This is a genomic window from Paenibacillus hebaui, from assembly GCF_051934385.1.
Lineage (GTDB): Bacteria > Bacillota > Bacilli > Paenibacillales > Paenibacillaceae > Paenibacillus.
In genome coordinates this window covers 3,767,380-3,788,680 of record NZ_CP196836.1, presented here as the reverse complement: position 1 = coordinate 3,788,680, position 21,301 = coordinate 3,767,380, and the positions used below count along the sequence as shown (strand labels likewise).

Genomic DNA, 21,301 nt, shown 5'->3' with positions numbered 1-21,301 from the left:
ACGTTTTTTGTACGTTGTATTTCATTGACGATTGCGTACGTCCAGATGATCCCGAATTCCATCACTGATCAGATTACAGCTTAATACAACGATCAGAATACACATTCCCGGGTAAATCATCAGTTGTGGAGCAGCCTGAAAATACGATCTTCCCTCATTTAGCATGGCTCCCCACTCGGGAGCAGGAAGCTGTACACCCAGACCAAGAAACGAAAGCATGGATATCAACAGAATAAATCTGCCTATGTCCAGCGCAGCCATCACGGTGAGTGGAGACGTGACCTGTCGTATTAAATGACGGCTTAAAATGGTCCATGTCCCACTGCCTGCTACGATAGCTGCTCTGACATAATCTTTTTCCTTTTCCAGCAGTACAATACTCCGGACCATACGCGCATATGTAATCCATTTCACACATGCAACGGACAGCATGACATGTAGGAGACCAGGGCCGAGGAAACCAGCAACTGCAACGGCGAGGAGAAATTCGGGCACTGCCCCTATTCCGTCAACGAATCTCATAAGGACAGTGTCCAGGCGTCCGCTCCAATATCCGGATAACATCCCTATGGGTACGCCAATTAGGAGGACTGTTAGCAAGACTAGAAAGGATGTACTCATCGTGGTGCTGGTTCCTTCAATAATACGTGATAATATGCATCTTCCGAGGTGATCTGTACCCAGTGGGAACTGCGCACTGGGTGGCAGTAAACGATCCGACATACGGACCATCAAAGGATCGTTCGGCGATATCCAGGGTCCCATCAGAGCGATGACCAGAAAGAAAAGGATAAGTCCTACACCAATCCACATCATTGGATTGAATCGGATTTGCCGACTTACACGAGTTTCTGAAAACTTCTGAGGAGATGTCAATTTCACAAGTTCCTCCTCCTCACCGAGCGGATTCGGGGATCAAGCAGACTGTAACTGAGGTCTACCATTATATTGGCTGTCACAATAAATACACCTGTCAAAAGCACATATCCCTGAATCACTGGATAATTCCTTTGGGTAATCGCCTCCATGACCATGCTTCCCAAGCCCGGCCAGGCAAACAGCGTTTCTGTCACAATAGACCCTGCTAGCAGCGTACTAAGACTCATTCCAAAGATCGTTATGACTGGAAGTAATGCAGCGCGAAGAGCATGCCTGAGAATGACCCGCCACTCCGCGAGGCCCCTTGCTCGTGCGGCACGAACATACTCCTGTGATATAGCATCCAGCAATCCGGATCGAATCAGTCGGATGTATTCTGGAGCCATAACAAACCCTAAAGTGATTGATGGCAGGATCAGATGACGAACGTTACCATTTCCCATTGTAGGCAGCCAATTCAATTTGTAGGAAAAAGCATAGATAAACAACAATCCTAACCAAAAGCTGGGTATAGAAGCCCCAATGAGCGCGAACAAGCGACTAAGATAATCTGGCCATCTTCCTTTATATTTTGCGGCCATTATGCCAAGCGGTACAGATACAAGCAATAATACGATAATCGCACCGATCGTCAGGGAAACGGTAGCAGGAAGTCGATCCATCATCAGGTCCCAGACGGACCGATTGTTAACGAGTGACTTTCCAAGATCAAGTTGTATTACATTCAGAAGCCAGAAGCCATACTGATGCACCAAGGGTAGGTTCAATCCAAGTTGTTCTCGCACCTCCTCCCGATCAGATTGGGAGACTGCACCCTCACTGGCTTTCAGTATCGTGAGCACCGGATCGCCCGGTGCCATCTTCATCAGCAGAAATGTTATTATACTGAGCATCAAGAGCACAAAGATTAACTGAGTCATTCGTGAAAATAACTGCCAAAACATATTACTTCACATCCAGCGTGTGAGTAACAATATAGAACTCCTCTGCTCCAGGGTTCCAGCCCGTTACTCGCTGGTTCATTCCGACCAGAATATTAGGATTGATAATATAAGAATGAGGTATTGCTTTATTAATCACCTTGACGGCCTGTTGCGTGAGAGCGTTTCTCTTCTCCGTCTCTCCTGTTTTGTTCAGTTCAAGTAGAACAGGCTCAAGTCCTTCTATTTCAATATTGGCAGGATTATATGAACCTCCAGGTACATAAGCAGAATTTAGAAATGACCCGCCGTCTCCCCTAGGAGAAGTTAAATAACTAGCCGTGGAAATGTCCCAATCCGCATGATCTGCAATATATACTTCTGGATACTCGACAGAAACGATTTCAATAGTGATGCCCGCTTTAGCCGCTTCGGATTGAACTACCTGCGGGATCAGGGGAAGTTCGGGATTGACACTGGTAAAGGCAATGAGTTTCAATGTCAAAGGTTTACCATCCTTTTGCAATTTTCCATCTGTTCCTTTGGCATATCCAGCGCTTTGCAAGAGCTGAAGTGCGCCCGCTTCGTCCAGTTTCTGATATTCCTCTTTGTTGCCGAAAGGAAGAGACGCATTGAACGGTCCGTTGGCTGGTGACGCATGGCCAAGCATTATATCCTGAACGATTGCCTCCCGATCAATCAGCATATCCAACGCTTGTCGTACACGAATGTCACTAACGTTTGAACTGGCTGGATTATACGTGAAATAGTGTGTCCGCAAGCTCGTGACAGAGTTAACAGCCAGTTCAAGGTCCGATTCAATGGAAGCAAGCATCTCAGGAGCCAAATGAAACACAATGTCTGCTTGTTTGGATTGAAAAGCGAGTGTTCTGACATTGGCATCGGCATTAAACTTGAAAGTAACCTCATTTAATTGGGGCTTCCCATCCCAGTAATCGTCGAAACGTTCCAGTTGAATTTCACTGCCCGGTGTAAAGCGCGTGACCTTGAATGGCCCCGTTCCTACCGGGGCACTGTTAAATGCCTCTTTTCCCATACTTTCCTCCGCATCTACACTGATGATACTGGTGGTTGGATGTACAAGTTCAGTCGGAAAAGCAGGGTACGGTTCTTTAGTTGTAATCTGAAGCTGCTGTCCATTCGCCTCAATTGAATCAATTTTCAGTGCGGCGTCAAGTGCCTTGCTATCGGCAATGCCTCTCTCGAATGATGCTTTTACAGCTTCAGCATTCAGCGGCGTGCCATCCTGAAATTTGATTCCTTCCCGTATCGTGAAGGTCCATGTTCGGTCATCCATGGCTTTCCAGTCACTTGCGAGCCATGGGGAAACCTTCATCTTCTCATCAAGGCGCAGCAATGTTTCTGTTACACCAGCACGTAGCGCAATCCACGTATTGTGCGGATCAAGCGTGTCATTCGGAAGACTATGTATGATGGTGATATTTTTCGATGTAGCTTCCGTGGAAGTTCTTTCTTGGGCGGATGAACCGGCAGAAGTACTCCCCCCATTGCCTTGACCGCATCCGGACAGAACTATGGTCAGGCATAACATCAATATAAGACTGAACAAGACTGTTCTACGCTGAGGTCGAGCCCATAAATTCATAATTCGAAAACATCCTCTCTACTCATTAAATTTTGCGTTTGTATTACTTTAATAATGATTCCTGCTTCATCCAGTGCGTTGTCATTTACAACATCAAGGCGAAAATCGACCGTTTCTTGCTCCTCCATAAATTCTTCTATTTGGTTTTCAAAAGTTAGAATAAACGTCTTGGTTTGGGGCATTTGAATATGCAATGCCTGTCCGACACTGTACATCAACTTTAATTTTCTGTAATCTTCATAAGGAACACGGGGAATAACCCATTTCCTCTCTTGATTCAAGCTCACCTGTTGATAGGGTACAGCTGCGAATGGACGATATTGACCCTGTTCGCTCGGGGTGGAGAATGGGTCGATGAGGAGCGAAGCGTACCTGATATATAACAAGTACTCCTGATGGATTTCTTCGAGTTGAACGAATCCCTCAATTTCTGCTCTCGAGAGCGTTTGCTCTTGGACAGGATAATTGTCATCATTCATAAATTTCAGCAAGTTCACCGGCTTCGTCCCAAGCTTTACAACCACGCTGGAAATTTCCTTCCACAATCGCACCATACTACGTATTGCATCTGGTGTAATGGGCCCTTCCGGGTATAACTTGTACATATACTTGGTGGAGTGAGTAAGACTAAAGATTTCATTTAAAGAAAATGAATTCAAGAAAAACGGCGGATGGACATAAGTCGTAATACTTTTGCTCTCAGCCTCGATTGGATGGGATGTCAGTTCAGCTTCTATGCCCAGGCTCGCCATAAAACCCTGAAGTTCAAATAACATGTTGCTGTTGGCCTGACTGGAACCGATGTATATCTTCCTCTTCATTCCTTTAACAATGGATTTCAGCAGATTGGACACACCGGGGTCAAATTTTGTCGCCGCATAGTATGTGGAGAAGCTAATAACTTCTACACGATCTCGCGCCAAGCCCAGACTCTCCTGCACAAGGATGTTGGAGCCTATTCCCGGCGATATCAAAATGATTTGTTCAACCTGAAGCCGGTTAGCCAGCTTTAATTCACGAATGACCTCAACGTAGCTGTGGCTAGGAACACACAGAATGATAGTTTGCCAATCATCTTCAATGGTTTCGAATCCCGCATAAAAATGGTCCAATCGTGCTGCAGCTGACAGATGCTTAGAACGTTCAACCAGAACTTCTGTGCGTAACCAGAACGATTGATGTTCAAGTTCATTTTTAAGACGATTAGTGTGTATTCCCTTGCGATTGGCCAGGCCTATACGACGAGACCAACCTTGGGAGAGATCCACGGCAACATGAATTCCCGCTGGCCCTGCACCAACTATCAATACATTGCCGAGAGGTGCTGTTCCTTTCAGCTTTTTCACCCTTCTCACCTTCCTTGTACTAAACTGTGCTTCAGTTCAATGATCATCGTTTGATAGAAATCTTCTCCTGTTGAAATGTAAGTCCGTCGCCAGTCATCCGACAAGTCCTCTTCCAGCGGATAATTAAAAAGCGACTTCAGTCCGTTTCCATACCTCATCATGATTTGCGTTCTGGGTTGAATTGTCTCTTTTAGATCATTTAAAATCTCCAATTTGTTACTAACTAACGATGCAATAACAATATGTGTTGCTTCACCCACATAAGATAGTTCCTTTAGCGGCTTCCCAGAAAAAATAATTTTGTTGCCGAGTCCAGAAGTTTCTGCAACTCTTTTTCCCTTTTCAACGGCTTCCAAATCAATATCTAAGCATACTATTTCTGCATTTGTTTCTTGTGCTATGGTAAGTGCCGAAAGAGGAAATGCTCCTGAACCTACGAAAAGAACTTTCGAGGAATCACTAATCCGGAAAATCCGAAGCTCATTCCGGACAGATCTGGAGAGAGTTTCGATGTATTTACTTATATTCAGACGCTGTTCAATGGCAAGTCCTGATTGATACTTTTCCATTTCACACAGGGCCTGTACTGCTGTCTCACGAAGTTGCTTTACGTATAACTGGATCTCATCTTTGTTCCCCCACTTTAGCCACTGTTTATCATTTTCTTCGATCGTTATAAACTGACAAAGCGCATCAAGCTTCAGTTGTAATAGATCGAAACACTCCTCGTTTTCTTTGGCATAAATACTTAATTGTTTGATTTCGTATTCAAGAGATCTCAATGAAAGTAAGAAGGTATATTTGCTTTTCATTCCATTCCTCCGTTCAGAATTAAGCACTCTACCAAGTCTATTGCAGTTGGGCATATACTGAGATGCGCATAAATGATGACTTTGACATTTCTCATATTGTACATAACAAGATATCTTTTCCATATAGCTCAATCTAGCTATAGAGTTCAATGTTTTGTGTCTAAAGTGTGAGGTTACTTTTATGGGGATAAACGGAAAAAAGTGCGAATCCCAATAAACTTTTTTGTATGTAATTAAAGAAAAAGGAAAGCCACTTTAATTAAGTAGCCTTCCTATTTTGAATTAAAAACATCATCAATAATTTTGTCATCCAGCTTGGCATGCATATTTCAACCATTTCTCTTCGTGATCATTGATTTGCTAGGGAAGTCATGCTTCGTATTTGTTAACGTAATTATAGCTTCATTTTTTGAAGACGTAAGGAATTAAGTACAACTGAAACACTACTGAATGCCATCGCTGCACCAGCCAGCCAAGGAGCCAGAAGACCAATGGCAGCAATAGGAATACCTACTACGTTGTAAGCGAGTGCCCAAAAAAGATTTTGTTTAATATTTCGCATCGTTCTTTTACTTAATTCAATAGCGTCCGCAACACCGTTTAGATCTCCGCGCATGAGTGTAACATCTGCAGCCTCTACGGCAACGTCAGTGCCTGTTCCGATGGCCATGCCGATATTAGACACGGCTAGAGCGGGCGCATCGTTAATTCCATCCCCTACCATGGCTACAATCTGACCCATATGCTTTAATCTCTCTACTTCTGCAGCTTTTTCCTCCGGTTGAATGCCTGCGATGACTGTGGAGATTCCAACTTGATTTGCAACAGTACGAGCTGTGTGTACGTTGTCACCAGTCATTAACACCACTTCGATTCCCATCGCTTGAAGCCGGCTAACCGCTTGTGAAGATGTTTCCTTTACGGTATCCGCAACAGCAACCATTCCAGCCCATACATTGTCTACTGCCACGAGCATTACTGTTTTTCCTTGACCCTCCAATTCAGACATATGGGCCAATGCTTCTGGAGGAACCTGCACCTTAGCATCGGCTAGCAGTCGGCGTGTTCCAACGAGAATATCTTGGTTGTAACCACGTGCACGTACGCCAGATCCCGGAATATTCTCAAACTGTTCTGGCGTGAACATGATTTTGATATCTTTCTCTCTGATCCCCTCAATAATCGCTTGGGCGAGAGGATGTTCAGAGCTCGACTCAGCAATTCCAACCCGCTGCAACAGTTCGTTGGTTGACCAAGCCGGTGCAGACATTACATCGGTCATGACTGGTTTTCCGTGAGTGACTGTGCCTGTTTTATCGAGAATAACCGTCTGAATGTGTTGCGCAGTCTCCAGATGCTCCCCGCCTTTGAACAGAATACCGTATTCGGCCGCACGCCCCGAACCAGCCATTATGGATGTCGGTGTGGCTAAGCCCAGTGCGCATGGACAGGCAATCACCAAAACTGCAATCGCTCTCTCCAGAGCAGCGCTGAATCCTTCCGAGTTTCCGAAGATCAATGATAATAGAAAGGTTACAACAGCTATGCCTACGACCACAGGTACAAAAACCCCTGAAATTGAATCAGCAACGCGCTGGATCGGAGCTTTCGATCCTTGTGCCTGTTCCACGATATGGATAATCCGAGATAATGCGCTATCAGCACCTACCTGAGTTGCACGAATAACAAGACGTCCATTTTTGTTCAAGGTCGCGCCGGTTACACGATCGCCAAAATTCTTGTCCACAGGAAGACTTTCTCCAGTTAACATGGACTCGTCTACGGAGGAAGCTCCCTCCTCAACAATTCCATCCACAGGAATTTTTTCGCCAGGCTTTACGATGACGAGATCATTGGCGAGTACATATTCAGGAAGAAGTTCTGTCTCCTCACCGTTTCGGAGAACCCGAGCAGTTCTTGGAGCCAGTTGCATCAAACTTTTAATAGATTGCGCAGATCTTCCTTTAGCTAAAGCCTCCAGCCACTTACCGAGCAATATCAATGTAATCAACACCGCGCTGGTTTCGAAGTACAAATTAACAGGTCCTTGAGTGGTCGTATTAATAACATCCGCCACTGGGGCGCTTCCTCCATGGCTATGACCTGATGTACCGCCAGTACTCGTAAGCGATGTTAGATATAAACTATATAGGTAAGCTGAGCTAGTCCCCAGCGCGACAAGCACATCCATATTGGCACTTCGATTTTTCAAAGCTTTGTAAGCACCTTTATAAAATTGAGCTCCTAAATAGAACTGTATGGGCGTTGCAAGCAACCATTGGAACAGTGGATTCATAAATACATCAGGTACCCATATCCAAGATGTGAACGAGAAATGTGATACCATGGCCCATAACAAGGGAAAAGAAAGCACGGCTGACAAGATCATCTTCCATTTTTTTCGTTGAAGCTCCTGTTCTCTCATGGATAGAGCTTCTGCCTCTGTTGCTTTAATACGTGCTTCAAAACCCAGTTGCCTAATTTTATAGATGAGGTCGGAACCTTTCAACGTTCCTGCTACGAATTCTATATGCCCTGACTCCAGCGCCAGGTTTACATTCACACGCGTCACCCCTGGGAGACGACTGAGGCCTTTTTCGATGCGTGCTGAGCATGCTGCACAGGTCATGCCTGAAATGTTCAGGTCAACGGCAGTCGAAGCCGTTCCGAAGCCCAAGGTCTCTATTTTATTGCGAAGAGACTGAATATCTACTGAGGCGGGGTCATATGCTACTGTTGCTTCCTCTGTAGTTAGATTTACATTCGCCTGTTTCACACCGTTCAAGCGGGATAGTCCTTTCTCAATCCTGTTCGAGCATGCTGCACAGGTCATGCCTGTAATCTGAAGCGTCGTTTGGCGATGTCCTGCATCGTTTGCATTCGCTGGTTGCCGTGACGTGGGGGTGCTATCAATATTGTCCATAAATTTTGCCTCTCCTTATCTGAACGTTAGCCTTATATGAGATTCATATAGTTTTATTCTGGATGTCGTTTGGCCTCCGACACAAGCCCCTGTTCCAATGCGTAACGTGTAAGTTGAACCCGATTTTGTAACTGCAACTTTTGTAATATGTTTTTCAGATGGTTCTTAACTGTGTACTCCGAGATATCGCATTTACCTGCAATCTCTCTATTCGTCCATCCAGCTGCCACTCCGTATAAAATATCCAGCTCCCTAGTTGTAAGTTTTACAATGGGCTGCTTGTGTTCTATCACGTTGACTTCCTTCAGAATTTGATAAGCCACGTCCCTTGACAAGGGAGCTTCCTCGTTAATAATTGAATGCAAGTACTCTAGCCATGTCGAGGGCTCCAGATTTTTAAGCAAATAGCCTTGGGCTCCGCGTTTTAGAGCTTCCAGCAAATGAAGCATATCGTCCGACACGGTTATCATAACAATTTTCACATAAGGAAACGTAAGCTTGATTCTGCGAGTTGCCTCCAGTCCATCCAAGACGGGCATTTGAATATCCATTAAAATAAGGTCTGGAAGCCACTTTTCCATGAATTCGATTGCTTCTTGACCGTTGGAGACGATACCGATGACGTTAAAGTGATCATCCATTTCCAAAATCTCACGGATGGCTTCCCTTGCATGTGCGTGATCATCAACAACCAATACTCTTGTTGTTGTGGTTAATGTCATGTTAGAGCCCCCTTGTGAATCTCAACGACCGTCTCTCTATCCTCTCGATACATGTTCATGATCCATCCCATCTCATTGCAGCGTTCTTTCATAATGCGTAGACCGAACTTTCCTTTTTTAGCAAATGGATCGCCATCGAACCCTTTTCCGTTATCCTTTACAGTAACCTTCCAGCTATGGCTCATTCCTATCGCTGTAATTGATCCTGCTGTGGCAGAAGCATACTTGTTCATGTTGATGAGTGCCTCTCGAATGCAGGCTAGCAGTTCAACCTTTTCCTTTTCATCTAGCTGGTGGTCTTTTAATTCCCACTGAATATTGATTTGCGCACGGACGTCCTTGGCCATGACATGAACTTGCTCCACAAGTGGTGATGACATTGGCGCGGAGGATCGACTTACATCCCGATCGAGACGAAGATTTGTGATCGCTTGCCTTACATAGCGATTCACTTCATGAATCGTTTTGCGAATGGACAAAATGTTCTGTTCCTGCTGTTTCTCGTTGCTTCCCTTTTCGAGCTTTTCGGCCTTGACTGACAGTAGGAAAAGGGATTGGGCAATCCCGTCGTGAAGCTCACGTGCTAGCTGTTCGCGTGCTTCAAGCGCAGCTTTTTCGGAGCGTTCAGTTTCCAATTCTTTCTGTATTTTTTCTAAGATGCGAAATAATTGGGTTAACAATGTGATACTGACGACATACACTAGAACCGGCGTTAGCCAATTGCCTAAATCCATTGAGATGTAAGGCAAAAGGAATTGATGCCTGACATATTCCCATATGGCTACAGTGAAAGTTGGAATGAAAAGAATCATCCATTTGATTTGTTTATAGTACATAGGTTACTCCTCACAATCTATAATCCAATTTAACATAGCGGTTACTCGGGACTGCGGAACCTATAGCCGTATCCCCATAAAGTCTGAATGAACTCGTTTCCTTTCGAGTATTGGGCAAATAGCTTTTCGCGCAATCGTTTGATGTGAGTATCGATAGTACGTTGATCATAAATTTCTTTGTAAGATGACTTCCATACTTCGATAAGCAATTCTTCTCGGGAAAACGCTTTTTCCTGGTGTGTAGCGAGAAAATAGAGTAAATCGTATTCTTTTGGCGTCAGATGTACTTCATTATCTTGAACCAAAACACGCCGAGCGGAAGGTTGGATCAGAATCTCGTCAATAAGAAGCTCGTTGCTAGATGTGCTTTTAAAGTCATGCAAGCTGATTCCTTGTGTGCGAGCCACAATGCTTTGAATACGTAGCACAACTTCTCTAGGGCTGAACGGTTTGGAAACATAATCATCGGCGCCTGCCTTGAAACCTTCGATTCGATCTTTTTCTTTGGAATACTCAGACAACATGATGATCGGAATTTCATGATAGTTGTGCTTCATATATTTGCAGATCTCAACTCCACTCATATCGGGCAACGATAAATCAAGCAACATCAAATCGTAATTTCCATTGTTTAAATAACATCTCTGAATGGCTTGGCCTCCACTGGAGGCTTCGTCCACAACGAAACCCTCTTTCTCCAAATACCTTCTCATGAGCACTCGGATTCTAGTCTCATGGTCTACCATTAAAATGTTTTTGTGAATATTGGTCACGTGCTTCCCCTCCATTGCATGAACCACAGAACTTGATGTCACAGGTTTACAGAAAATCATAACTGCAGCTGTCCATTAACTGAATGGCTCTGTAGGGCTATCCGAAACATGTAATATCGTTCAAATGTAAACAAATCATGAACGTACCCTCATAACCAGCTCACAACAAGTCCTAAATATCTAAATGAAGAATAATTTAGGATCTGGTACAAAACTCTACGCATCTATCGTTGTTCTCGTGTATTGATTGTTCTTATTGATCAAAAAAAGGCCGAAAAGCGGCTTTCTGTGGATAACAGAAACCGTTTTTCGGCCTTTTACAAGTAATATAGATAATGCGATTAATTAGAGCATATCTCTACTCTTACCCTCTAACTTCTCTAGTTAAGTGTCACTTGATTTTCTTTGTCTGTTAATAACGTTTTTATTCATTAACTCAAAGTAGGAATTGACTTTAAATAAATAGGTTATGATTCGCTTGGGATGCTTGTCCAAGATAGTAACCGACACCACCAATTGTAACTTGATCTATTAATTCTTCACGCTGAATGCCCATTAAATCCATGGACATTTGGCAGGCTACCAACTCAGCCCCTTGTGCAATGACGGACTCTATCAATTCTTCTAAAGACGGAACGTTATTATTTTTCATCAGACCACGGATAATCTTTGGACCAACACCAAGCATATTCATTTTGGACATGCCAAGCTTCTTGCTGCCACGTGGCAGCATCATATCAAACATCCGGCCAATCATGGTTTTGGATACAGGCTGCGTCTGATGCTTCCGAATAACATTCAATCCCCAAAATGTGAAAAACATCGTTACCTTACGTCCACTTGCTGCAGCTCCATTTGCAATAATAAGAGAGGCAATGGCTTTATCCAGATCGCCGCTGAAGACAACCATCGTGCTAGCGGGATCATGGTGGCTAGGCGAATCGGAAATGGGTTGCACTGAATTCTTGGCAATGACAGCTTCAATAATTCCGCCTTTGATTCGTTCCAGGTGTAAGAGTGCGGATCCAGACATGGTTGCCCATGCTTTCACATCTTCATAGAATCCTGGATCGGAAGCTTTGACTCTCAGAGTCTCTCCATTCGATAGTTGATCCATCTTTTGCTTAACTTGTATAAGCGGACCAGGACAACTTAAACCGCATACGTTCAATTCATTATCGATGCGTTGTGGCTGTTCGGAAGTTGGTTTGATCGGCTCCGATTTAGGTGCTTCGATCATTGGTTTAATATCTTTCTTACCGCCATGATTATCTTGATTTGCTGAAGAAATTGGGGCAGGCTTAAACTGGGCTTGACGGTATGTTTTGTAGCCTCCACTCAAGTTTTTCACGTTGAAGCCATGCTGACGCAAAATTTGTGAAGCTGTATACCCACGCAGACCTACCTGGCAGTATACCCAGATGTCTTTTGAGATGTCTAATTCATTTAACCGCTGACGAAGCTCATCCACTGAAATATTGATCGAGCCTGGAATATTCCCATTGCGGTGCTCCAGCTCACTGCGTACATCCAGCAGTATTGACTGCTCCGGCTGACGCTCGGACAACTGATCGTAGGTGAATGTTTCAACACGCCCTGCCGTAATATTCTCTGCTGCATAGCCAGCCATATTCACAGGATCTTTTGCAGAAGAATAAGGTGGGGCGTAACTCAGTTCAAGCTCTGTTAGATCTCGGATGTGACCCCCAAAATGAATGGCTACGGCAATGTCATCAATCCGTTTATCCACTCCGTCATAACCAACGGCTTGCGCACCAAGAATTTTACCTTCCGGTGTAAACAGTAGTTTAAGAGTAATCGCGCTGGAACCAGGATAATACGATGCATGAGAGGCAGGATGTACGATTACAGTTCGATATTCCACGCCGAGACGCTTTAGTGTTTTCTCATTACTTCCTGTAGTAGCTCCTGTCATTCCAAATACTTTAATAATGGATGTCCCTTGTGTTCCTTTATAGATCGAACTTAGTCCGGCAATTCGATCAGCAACAATTCTTCCTTGTTTGTTGGCAGGTCCGGCAAGTGGAATAGCTGTCTTAGTACCATGAATGGTTTCAGTTACTTCGATAGCATCGCCAACAGCATAGATATGTGGCTCACTGCTTTCCAGGGCTTCATTTACAATGATATGTCCACGTGTGCCCAAGGAAACGCCACTACTTTTCAGAAAAGATGTATCCGGGGTTACCCCTATAGCAAGAATAACCAGGTCAGCTGTCAGAACATGACCATCAGCAAGCTCTACTCCAATGCCCTGCTCAAGGGAATGAAATCCCTGAACACGTTGGGAGAACAACAGGTTTACACCATTCTGTTCCATTTCCTGGGCCAAAGCTGCTGCCAGTTCAGTATCAAACGGCGTGAGTAGCTGCCCATTACCCTCGATTAACGTTACATCCAATCCGGCTTCTTTTAAGTTTTCTGCCATTTCAACACCAATAAATCCACCACCTATAACGATTGATGATTGGTTGTTAGATGAACTTACTTGTTCTTTGATACGATCAATATCAGGAATGCTACGTACCGTGTAAATCAGTGGATTGTCCTTACCCGGTAGATCGGGAACGATTGGTTTTGCACCTGGTGACAAAATTAACTCGTCATAGCTTTCTTCATATTGACCACGCTCCTGGCTCTGTACTCGAACCGTACGCTTTTGCGGATCAATAGCCATGACCTCGCTTCTTGTACGCACATCAATACGAAAGCGATCTGCCATACCTTTAGGGGTTTGTACCAGCAGACGCTCTCGATCATCAATCGAGCCACCAATATAATAAGGTAAGCCGCAATTGGCAAACGATATATAGGGTCCTTTCTCAAAGATAATAATTTCAGCATGTTCATCCAGACGGCGCAGACGTGCAGCCGCAGATGCACCCCCTGCTACACCGCCAACAATCAGTATTTTTTTGCTCATGATTCACAGTCTTCCTTTCCAAACAAAGTAGTTATAATCTGTTCAACCCGTTGATCGGCAAGTACATAATTCACTTCAAGACCATTCCGCTCTGTAGCGACAATACCGGCACTGCGAAGCTTCTGCAAGTGCTGAGATACGGTTGATTGGGGTAGATCCAGACATTCCTGCATATATGAAACATTACATTTCTTTTTTTGCATCAGTCCACGTACAATGCATAAACGAATTGGGTGAGATAAAGCTTTCAGCAGATTAGCGGGTTCGTCGAACTGTTTTAAAGTATTGATATCAAAAGCGGGAGTGTTCAAATGTATTCCTCCTAAATCATTATAACGTAATATTACGATATAATGATTTATATGTCAATATACTCTCTTATATTCAAATTCATCACGCAATTCTTCATTCTGAGAAAAAGGTATAAAACACTTTGTACGAGGAATTATACCTTTTTAGTTGTTACTTATAGAAAATTAAACACGTTTAGTCAGGTAGCAGCTATAGAGTTCTGGTTTTTTATTTCTTGTATAGATAGATGTAAAGTATAATTCCCATACTTAAGAATATCGTCCAGAAAAAGATTCAATTGCTCTTGAGAACTAGTTTTAATTTTTAAATGGTAACAGCCTTCTCCCGATACTCGGTGAACCTCTAATACCTCTCTTCGGACATTCATTAATCTTATAAACGAATGATGGTCTGCTGTTTTCATATAGAAAATGACAAAGGCTGTAAAGGTAAGTCCCATTTTCATTTCATCAACTATTACAGAATAACCTTTAATAACACCACTTTCCTCAAGTTTTTTTATACGATTTCCTACTGCTTGTCCAGTCATATGAATCTGTTCACCTAATTCTTTCCATTGAATACGTGCATTTTCAGATAGTAACCGAAGGATCTGAAAATCAATATTATCAAGTTCCATAATGTATTCCTTTCACCATGAATTTTTTTGGGATAAAAGTGTTTCGTTAACTTATCGAATAAAATTACAATTCGATTTATGATCATAGTGTAACAAAATAATCTATACGAGGTGGAGAATAATGAGCACAGCTCTAATTATTGTAGATATTCAAAATGACTATTTCCCAAATGGGAAGATGGAATTAAGCAATCCTGAAAAAGCAGCCTCTAATGCTGCAAAAGTCCTTGATTGGTTCAGACAAAACCACAAGGATAATATTTTCCATGTTCAGCATATCGCAAGTGACCCAGCGATAGGTTTCTTTCTTCCAGGTTCGGAAGGAGCAAAAATACATGAGGCTGTTCTACCATTAGAAAATGAAAGTGTTATTAAAAAACATTTCCCTAACAGCTTTTTAAAGACCGAATTACAAAGCAAACTTAAAGAGAAAGAAATAACCAAAGTAGTGGTTGTAGGTATGATGACACATATGTGTATTGATGCAACCGTTAGAGCTGCAGTGGATCTCGGCTATGAAACAACACTTATTGAAGATGCATGTGCAACGAGAGAACTATCCTATCAAAATAAGGTCGTACCAGCTGAGCAGGTCCATTATGCGTTTGTCGGCGCACTTAATGGCATGTATTGCGATGTAAAATCGACTGAAGATTTCCTGCAATAAGAAATTAACACGATTTGCAGAACACAATGGTTCAGATTAAAGTTGAAGGTGAAAAACTTCGAAACCAGTTGCATAATCAATTTATCGTAAAATAATAAAAGTAGAAAACATAAGGTCACTTCCACTTTGTCAAGCAAAGTGGGAGTGACCTTTCTCATATCGGACCTTAATCGTGCACCCTTTGTTTAAAGTATCTAAACTAGTTCGTCAGGACAATACAACACAGCAGTCACGGATACAACAAACCCATGACTGCTGAAAATCAAAATTATGAATTAGGCATCCAGATTCTGACCATTTGACTCAATAACCTTCTTGTACCATTCGAATGATTTTTTCTTGGAGCGTTTTAATGTTCCTTGACCGTCGTCGTCTCGGTCAACATAAATGAATCCATATCTTTTTTTCATTTCGCCGGTACTTGCGCTCACAATATCAATCGGTCCCCAGACAGTATACCCAAGTAAATCAACGCCATCGTAGTCGACAGCATCTCTCATCGCTTGAATATGCTCGCTTAGATAAGCAATTCGATAGTCATCGTCAACATATCCGCTCTCATCCGCTATATCTGCAGCACCGAGACCATTTTCTACGATGAATAAAGGTTTTTGATATCGATCATAAATGTTGTTCATCGTAATCCGCAACCCGAGTGGATCAATTTGCCAGCCCCAATCACTAGCTTTCAAGTAGGGGTTAGGCAAGCTTGGGAACAAATTGCCTCCAATCGTATCCGTTTGTGTAGGATCTGCGCTAACCACACTGGAAGAATAGTACGAAAATCCGATAAAATCAACTGTATGTTGTTTCAATAGTTCCAAATCTCCAGCTTCAATCGGAAGCTCAATCTTTTTCCGCTCCAAATCTTTTAGTGTATACGCAGGATATTCCCCTCTGACTTGTACGTCAATAAAGAAGTAACTCTGATTTTCTACTTGTTTGGCTTTCCAAATGTCTTTGGGGTCACATGTTCGTGGATACGGAGCGTTAGCAGCAAGCATGCAGCCCACTTGATTTTCCGGATCGACTTCATGGGCAATCTTCGTTGCCAAAGCACTCGCTACCAGTTCATGATGACTTGCTGTATATTTTACAGCCTCTGCGTTCTCATTTTCTTCAATGTACAGCCCGGCAGCCAAAAATGGAGCTTCCAATACCATGTTAATTTCATTAAAGGTAATCCAGTATTTTACCAACCCCTTGTAACGATTAAATATTACTGTGCATAATCTTTCGTAGAAGGTGACTAACTTTCTATTTCTCCAAGATCCATACTCTGTAACCAGGTGCATCGGAACATCAAAATGAGTAATTGTTACGAGAGGTTCGATGTTATACTTACGGCACTCTTTAAATAAATCTTCATAAAACTGAAGACCTTCTTCATTCGGTTCAGTTTCATCCCCTTTAGGGAAAATTCTGCTCCAGCCTATCGATAAACGATACACCTTGAATCCCATTTCAGCAAAAAGGGCAATGTCCTCTTTATAGTGATGATACATATCAATGGCTTCTTTGGCTGGATAATAATAATTGTCATCAAAGTCAAACATTTTGATTTTCCCCATTAACACGCTCTCTCGATCCTCACCTGTTGGGCTTAAATCTACGTTTGCAAGCCCCCTGCCATCCTTATCGTAGGCACCTTCGGTTTGATTGGCCGAGGTAGCTCCGCCCCATAGAAATCCTTCTCTAAATCCCATATTGATCGTCTCCTTCATATATTGTATAAACCTTCTTAGCGCAGACCTGTTAGCAAAAGATCGCCTGCATTCACTTTGGATTCTTTAGTTTCAATGATTTCCAGATAATTCTCCGTGTTCGTAACAATCATTGGCGTTTCTACGGAGTATCCTTCTTTCTCGATCTCGGCAATGTTAAATTCGACCAGTTTCTGTCCCTGTTGCACAATGTCCCCTTCTTGAACGAAGCTTTCAAAATGCTTTCCTTTCAATCGAACGGTGTTAAAACCAATGTGAATCAATACTTCCATTCCTTCATCCGAAATTATTCCAACGGCATGTTTGGTCGGGAAGAGCGTAACGATCCTTCCGGCAAAGGGGGCAAACAGTTCGCCTGTAGAAGGGCGAATCCCAATCCCTCGGCCTAATAGTTCTTGCGAGAAAGCTCCATCCTGCACGTCTTTAATCGGAATGATGTCCCCGTTCATCGGACTGAGCATCGTATGTTTTTTTCCAGTTTCAGACACCGATTTAGGTGGCTCTACAGACAATGTAGCAGAGTCAGCTTCCGTCTTATCATCCTTGAACATGACGAGTGTTAATGCAAACGAGACAACCATGGCAAACACTACACCAATGATGGCAATCATAATATTAGACGTGCCTGGTTCATTAGGGTCGAACATAGTCAAAAACTCAAATACACCCAATCCCCCGAAAGTAAACTCTCTAAGGTTGTACAGTCCGTAAAATCCGCCGGCAACGCCCGAAACGATACAGCTCATAATAAACAGCTTCTTGCGCGGTAAGATAATACCGTAAACGACGGGCTCAGTAATGCCAAACAATGCAGAAATGGCTGAAGGGAAGCCTAGAGCCTTAAGTTTTTTATCCTTAGTTTTGAAGATAATCGCGAGCACTATGGCTAATTGGGCAAAAGATGTTGCAAAAACGGATGCCATGATAGTGTCATATCCCATGCTCGTAATGTTGTTAATATATAAAGGGATGATTCCCCAATGCAGTCCGAACACGACAAGTACTTGCCATAAGAGCCCCAAAAGGAATCCTGCAAATAATGGACTTGCGTCTCGTACCACCAGTATGCCTTGTGCAATTAATTCAGACGCATAACTCGCAACAGGTCCGATCAATAAGAAGCCCAAGGATAAGGAAATCAGCACCGTGACCATCGGTACCATGAAAAATTTAATCACACTCGGAACTATCTTATCCAGCGTACGTTGAACTTTAGAAGCAAAGTAAACAACGATGATGATTGGGAGAACAGTGGATGTGTAGTTCATGCTAATCAATGGAACGCCGAACACATCCAGATAAACTGGAGAACTGAAGGCAGATCCGCTGAATAGCGTGTAAAGTGGCTCTCTAGATCCTGCCAAGGCATCCAACTGAATAGCGGGGTAACACATAGCTAAGCCAATGAGTATACCGATAAAAGGTTGTACTTTAAACTTGTTAGCAGATGTATATCCCAAAAATACAGGGAGGAACATAAACAAAGCATCCCCCATGGCATTAATGATCATATATGCCCCGCTATCCGTTGTATAAAGATGTAGTGTGCTGAACAACGTATTGAAGCCTTTCAGCATCCCCGCAGCTAATAGAATGCCGAGAATAGGTTGAAACAAGCTTGATATTACATCAATGAAAGCGTCCAGCGGCTTTTTCTTTTTAACAACTTTTTCGGTTGAAGAACTCGTATTGTTTGGATTCAGTTTAACTAGTGAGTTGACCTCCGAATAAACTTCTGAAACATGATTTCCAATAACGACTTGATACTGCCCACCTGAACGTACGACTGTTACTACTCCGTCCAGCTTTTTCATAACTTCATCATCGGGTATGGAATCGTCCTTCAGATGAAATCTTAACCTTGTAACGCAATGAGTGAGGTCACCAATGTTATCTGATCCCCCTACTTGACTCACAATCTCTTCCGCTAACTGTTGATATTTTCCCATTATGTTCTCCTCCATATTCTAGCTGAAACAGCATAGTGAAGGGTTTGGCCAACTTAATGTCACCATCCTGGCTTGCTTTTAAACCCTCACCTCCTTTCAAGGTTACGTTATGATCTTGTCTTATACACCACACGTTGAATGTGGACCGTCAAATACAGCTTTTCTTCACCCGTAAGGCTGTAATTGTAGTTGTTTTTGATGTAGGTTTCGATTTTCTCTACACAACGATACGCATTCTGATGTTTTCCTTTTATCACATCCAGAAGATCCTGATCGCTTTCATTCTCATGCAAATTTCCACTGATTAATCTTTGAGCAAAAAATTTCAGATGCGTAATAAATCGATAGAATGCTACGGATTGCTCATCGAATTCAATTTGAAAATAATATCTGACAATGTCGCTAATTTCTTGAATGATTTTGGTCACTCTGTAGATATCCTGACTTTCTTGGCGATCCTCCGCATTGACTATGTGCAAAGCAAGGAAACCAGCCTCGTCTTCCGGGAACTGAATATCAAAAGACTCCTTGATGAATTGAAGCGCCTTCAAACCAACCTTAAACTCATCTGCGTAAAACCGTTTAATATCCCAAAGTAATGCATTTTTGAGGGAGATCCCATCTTTGAAACGGCTTACGGTTGAGAAAATATGGTCGCTGAGCGATATATATACACTATCATTCAGTTTTTTGCCTAGCGTCATTTTTGCAAAATTTATGATTCTATCGGCAACATCGAAGTAATCTAAAGGGATTTCCGTCAGAAGTTCCTGAAATTTGATAAATGCCTCCTTGGTAGAAAGTGAGTAAATTTTATCAATGCTTTGCTCGTCAAGAGCATCGCCTATTCTCTTCTGGTAAGCAATCCCTTTACCCATGACAATGACTTCCTGACCCAATTTGTCTTGTGTAACCGCCACATTGTTGTTAAGGATCTTAAGAATAATCATCTCATCCCCCCTTAATACAAATAAAAAGACCCACCCGCACATCTCGAAATAAACGCTAAATATAAGCGCAAATTCACGATGTGCAAGCAGGTCTAGCTTGTAATTAAACAATCACTATCCTTAACTCGCATTCTCATTATAGCCGCGGCCGAAAGATTTAGCAATAACCGTTTTAATTTGTTCAACTGCTTGTTGTTGCCTTAAATCTGATGCACAGCCATTAATGAAACGTTTCATTGCATACATGGACACGGAGATGCCACGTTTCCCTTATTAATTGAAAGAAAACAACCTCTAACAGCATACAACTGCCGAAAGCCTCGACGTGCCAGAATTCTGGCAGCTTTTTTTCGCTGAATCCAGCTGCGGGAAAAGATGAATACTTCATCATGCGGCTCAATATGTTTGCTCCACAATACAGGCAGTCTGCCAACCGAGACATTTATTGAACCCGGAATATGACCAGTCCAATACTCGCTCGCGTCTCTAACATCCAGGATTTTCACCTTTCCCCAACGTTCTTGAGTGAGGTCCAAGTCCTCGATATTAATATAAGTAAGGGAACGCAGAGGCCATAGTTGAGTCAGTCCCCATATACCCGCCAGCCCCAATAAGATATAAATCAATGTCATCGTACTATCCCTTCCTCCACAAAATTGCAAGTCCTGAAACTTGCTTGAACTTTCTCCCAAGTTACGTGACAAGGCCAGACATCCTTCTTACCAAATGCGTTTCAATTCATGGAATCCATCGCTGTTTTCATCGTGTCGTACGTAATTGCACCTTGAAACTTTTGGCGGATAACCCCACTCGTATCAATCATATAGGTGGTCGGGTACGAGCGAATCGCAAATAGATCAGCTACCTTTGCCTTCTCATCTTTCAAAATAGGGAAGGTCACATTATATTTTCGAAGGAATGTTGACACATCCTCTATCGAATCTTCCGTATAACTCAAATTGATCCCTATGACGACAACGTTCTGATCTTTATACTCTTCATGAAATTTCTCGATATGTGGCATTTCGGCACGACACGGCGGGCACCAAGTGGCCCAGAAATTAAGTAAAACCCGTTTTCCCTTCAATTCAGTCAGCGACATTTCTTCGTTATCCAGGGATGCCAGCTTAAAATTTGGTGCAATTTTGCCCACCTGGATGCCTGTTTCTATTCCGTTGATACCGTTCGCGTTATCATGAAACTTCAATTCATTCTGTTCGCGCAGATGATCGTAGACTCCCCATACAACCAAGCCTGTCAGAAAAACGCCAACGAGCATATTACGAATATTTTTCACG

At 42.9% G+C, this 21,301-nt stretch carries 18 protein-coding genes; 1 reads left to right on the top strand and 17 read right to left on the bottom strand.

The features are described from left to right. Positions 1-21 precede the first annotated feature (21 nt). From nikC to ACR32F_RS16485, 12 genes are all read right to left on the bottom strand, one after another. A complete protein-coding gene (gene nikC / locus ACR32F_RS16540) occupies positions 22-882 on the bottom strand; it encodes a nickel transporter permease (RefSeq protein WP_440108820.1) in 861 nt (286 codons plus the stop codon). Next, entirely contained in the window at positions 879-1,823 is a 945-nt protein-coding gene (gene nikB, locus ACR32F_RS16535) for a nickel ABC transporter permease (protein ID WP_440108818.1), read from the bottom strand. Before nikB ends, nikC begins: the two co-directional genes overlap by 4 nt. A gap of 1 nt (position 1,824) precedes the next feature. Next, a complete protein-coding gene (nikA, locus tag ACR32F_RS16530) occupies positions 1,825-3,426 on the bottom strand; it encodes a nickel ABC transporter substrate-binding protein (RefSeq protein ID WP_440108816.1) in 1,602 nt (533 codons plus the stop codon). Beyond that, positions 3,423-4,772, bottom strand: a complete 1,350-nt coding sequence (locus tag ACR32F_RS16525; RefSeq protein ID WP_440108814.1) for an opine metallophore biosynthesis dehydrogenase — start codon at positions 4,770-4,772, stop codon at positions 3,423-3,425. Before ACR32F_RS16525 ends, nikA begins: the two co-directional genes overlap by 4 nt. Before the next feature lie 5 nt (positions 4,773-4,777). Next, positions 4,778-5,584: a nicotianamine synthase family protein gene (locus ACR32F_RS16520; RefSeq protein WP_440108812.1), complete on the bottom strand. Its 807-nt coding sequence runs from the start codon at positions 5,582-5,584 to the stop codon at positions 4,778-4,780. Positions 5,585-5,978: 394 nt separating this feature from the next. After that, positions 5,979-8,507 carry a heavy metal translocating P-type ATPase gene (locus ACR32F_RS16515; RefSeq protein ID WP_440108810.1) on the bottom strand — a complete coding sequence of 843 codons (2,529 nt, stop codon included), beginning with the start codon at positions 8,505-8,507 and terminating at the stop codon, positions 5,979-5,981. 53 nt (positions 8,508-8,560) lie between these two features. Then, on the bottom strand, positions 8,561-9,229 hold the full coding sequence (locus ACR32F_RS16510; protein WP_440108807.1) for a response regulator: 669 nt from the start codon (positions 9,227-9,229) through the stop codon (positions 8,561-8,563). Continuing rightward, complete coding sequence (locus ACR32F_RS16505) at positions 9,226-10,065, bottom strand: histidine kinase (RefSeq protein WP_149096421.1); 840 nt, start codon at positions 10,063-10,065, stop codon at positions 9,226-9,228. The genes ACR32F_RS16510 and ACR32F_RS16505 overlap by 4 nt, the downstream gene beginning before the upstream one ends. Before the next feature lie 41 nt (positions 10,066-10,106). Then, entirely contained in the window at positions 10,107-10,838 is a 732-nt protein-coding gene (locus ACR32F_RS16500; protein ID WP_440108805.1) for a response regulator transcription factor, read from the bottom strand. A 454-nt stretch (positions 10,839-11,292) separates the two neighbouring features. After that, a complete protein-coding gene (locus ACR32F_RS16495) occupies positions 11,293-13,782 on the bottom strand; it encodes an FAD-dependent oxidoreductase (protein ID WP_440108802.1) in 2,490 nt (829 codons plus the stop codon). Next, positions 13,779-14,093 carry an ArsR/SmtB family transcription factor gene (locus tag ACR32F_RS16490; RefSeq protein WP_440108800.1) on the bottom strand — a complete coding sequence of 105 codons (315 nt, stop codon included), beginning with the start codon at positions 14,091-14,093 and terminating at the stop codon, positions 13,779-13,781. Before ACR32F_RS16490 ends, ACR32F_RS16495 begins: the two co-directional genes overlap by 4 nt. 179 nt (positions 14,094-14,272) lie before the next feature. Continuing rightward, positions 14,273-14,713, bottom strand: a complete 441-nt coding sequence (locus ACR32F_RS16485) for an Lrp/AsnC family transcriptional regulator (RefSeq protein WP_440108797.1) — start codon at positions 14,711-14,713, stop codon at positions 14,273-14,275. Positions 14,714-14,834: 121 nt separating this feature from the next. Here ACR32F_RS16485 and ACR32F_RS16480 point away from each other — a divergent pair, with 121 nt between their 5' ends. Next, the gene (locus tag ACR32F_RS16480) at positions 14,835-15,380 is read left to right on the top strand and encodes a cysteine hydrolase family protein (protein ID WP_440108795.1); all 546 of its coding nucleotides are present in this window, start codon (positions 14,835-14,837) and stop codon (positions 15,378-15,380) included. 275 nt (positions 15,381-15,655) lie between these two features. Here the strand turns inward: ACR32F_RS16480 and ACR32F_RS16475 are convergent, their stop codons facing one another. From ACR32F_RS16475 to ACR32F_RS16455, 5 genes are all read right to left on the bottom strand, one after another. After that, positions 15,656-17,086, bottom strand: a complete 1,431-nt coding sequence (locus tag ACR32F_RS16475) for a 6-phospho-beta-glucosidase (protein ID WP_440108793.1) — start codon at positions 17,084-17,086, stop codon at positions 15,656-15,658. Between the two features lie 35 nt (positions 17,087-17,121). Beyond that, positions 17,122-19,053: a beta-glucoside-specific PTS transporter subunit IIABC gene (locus ACR32F_RS16470; RefSeq protein WP_440108791.1), complete on the bottom strand. Its 1,932-nt coding sequence runs from the start codon at positions 19,051-19,053 to the stop codon at positions 17,122-17,124. A gap of 107 nt (positions 19,054-19,160) precedes the next feature. Further along, a complete protein-coding gene (gene licT / locus ACR32F_RS16465) occupies positions 19,161-20,114 on the bottom strand; it encodes a BglG family transcription antiterminator LicT (protein ID WP_440108789.1) in 954 nt (317 codons plus the stop codon). Between the two features lie 122 nt (positions 20,115-20,236). Further along, positions 20,237-20,635 carry a rhodanese-like domain-containing protein gene (locus ACR32F_RS16460; protein WP_440108788.1) on the bottom strand — a complete coding sequence of 133 codons (399 nt, stop codon included), beginning with the start codon at positions 20,633-20,635 and terminating at the stop codon, positions 20,237-20,239. Between the two features lie 101 nt (positions 20,636-20,736). Then, a complete protein-coding gene (locus ACR32F_RS16455) occupies positions 20,737-21,300 on the bottom strand; it encodes a TlpA family protein disulfide reductase (RefSeq protein WP_440108786.1) in 564 nt (187 codons plus the stop codon). Position 21,301: the final 1 nt, after the last annotated feature.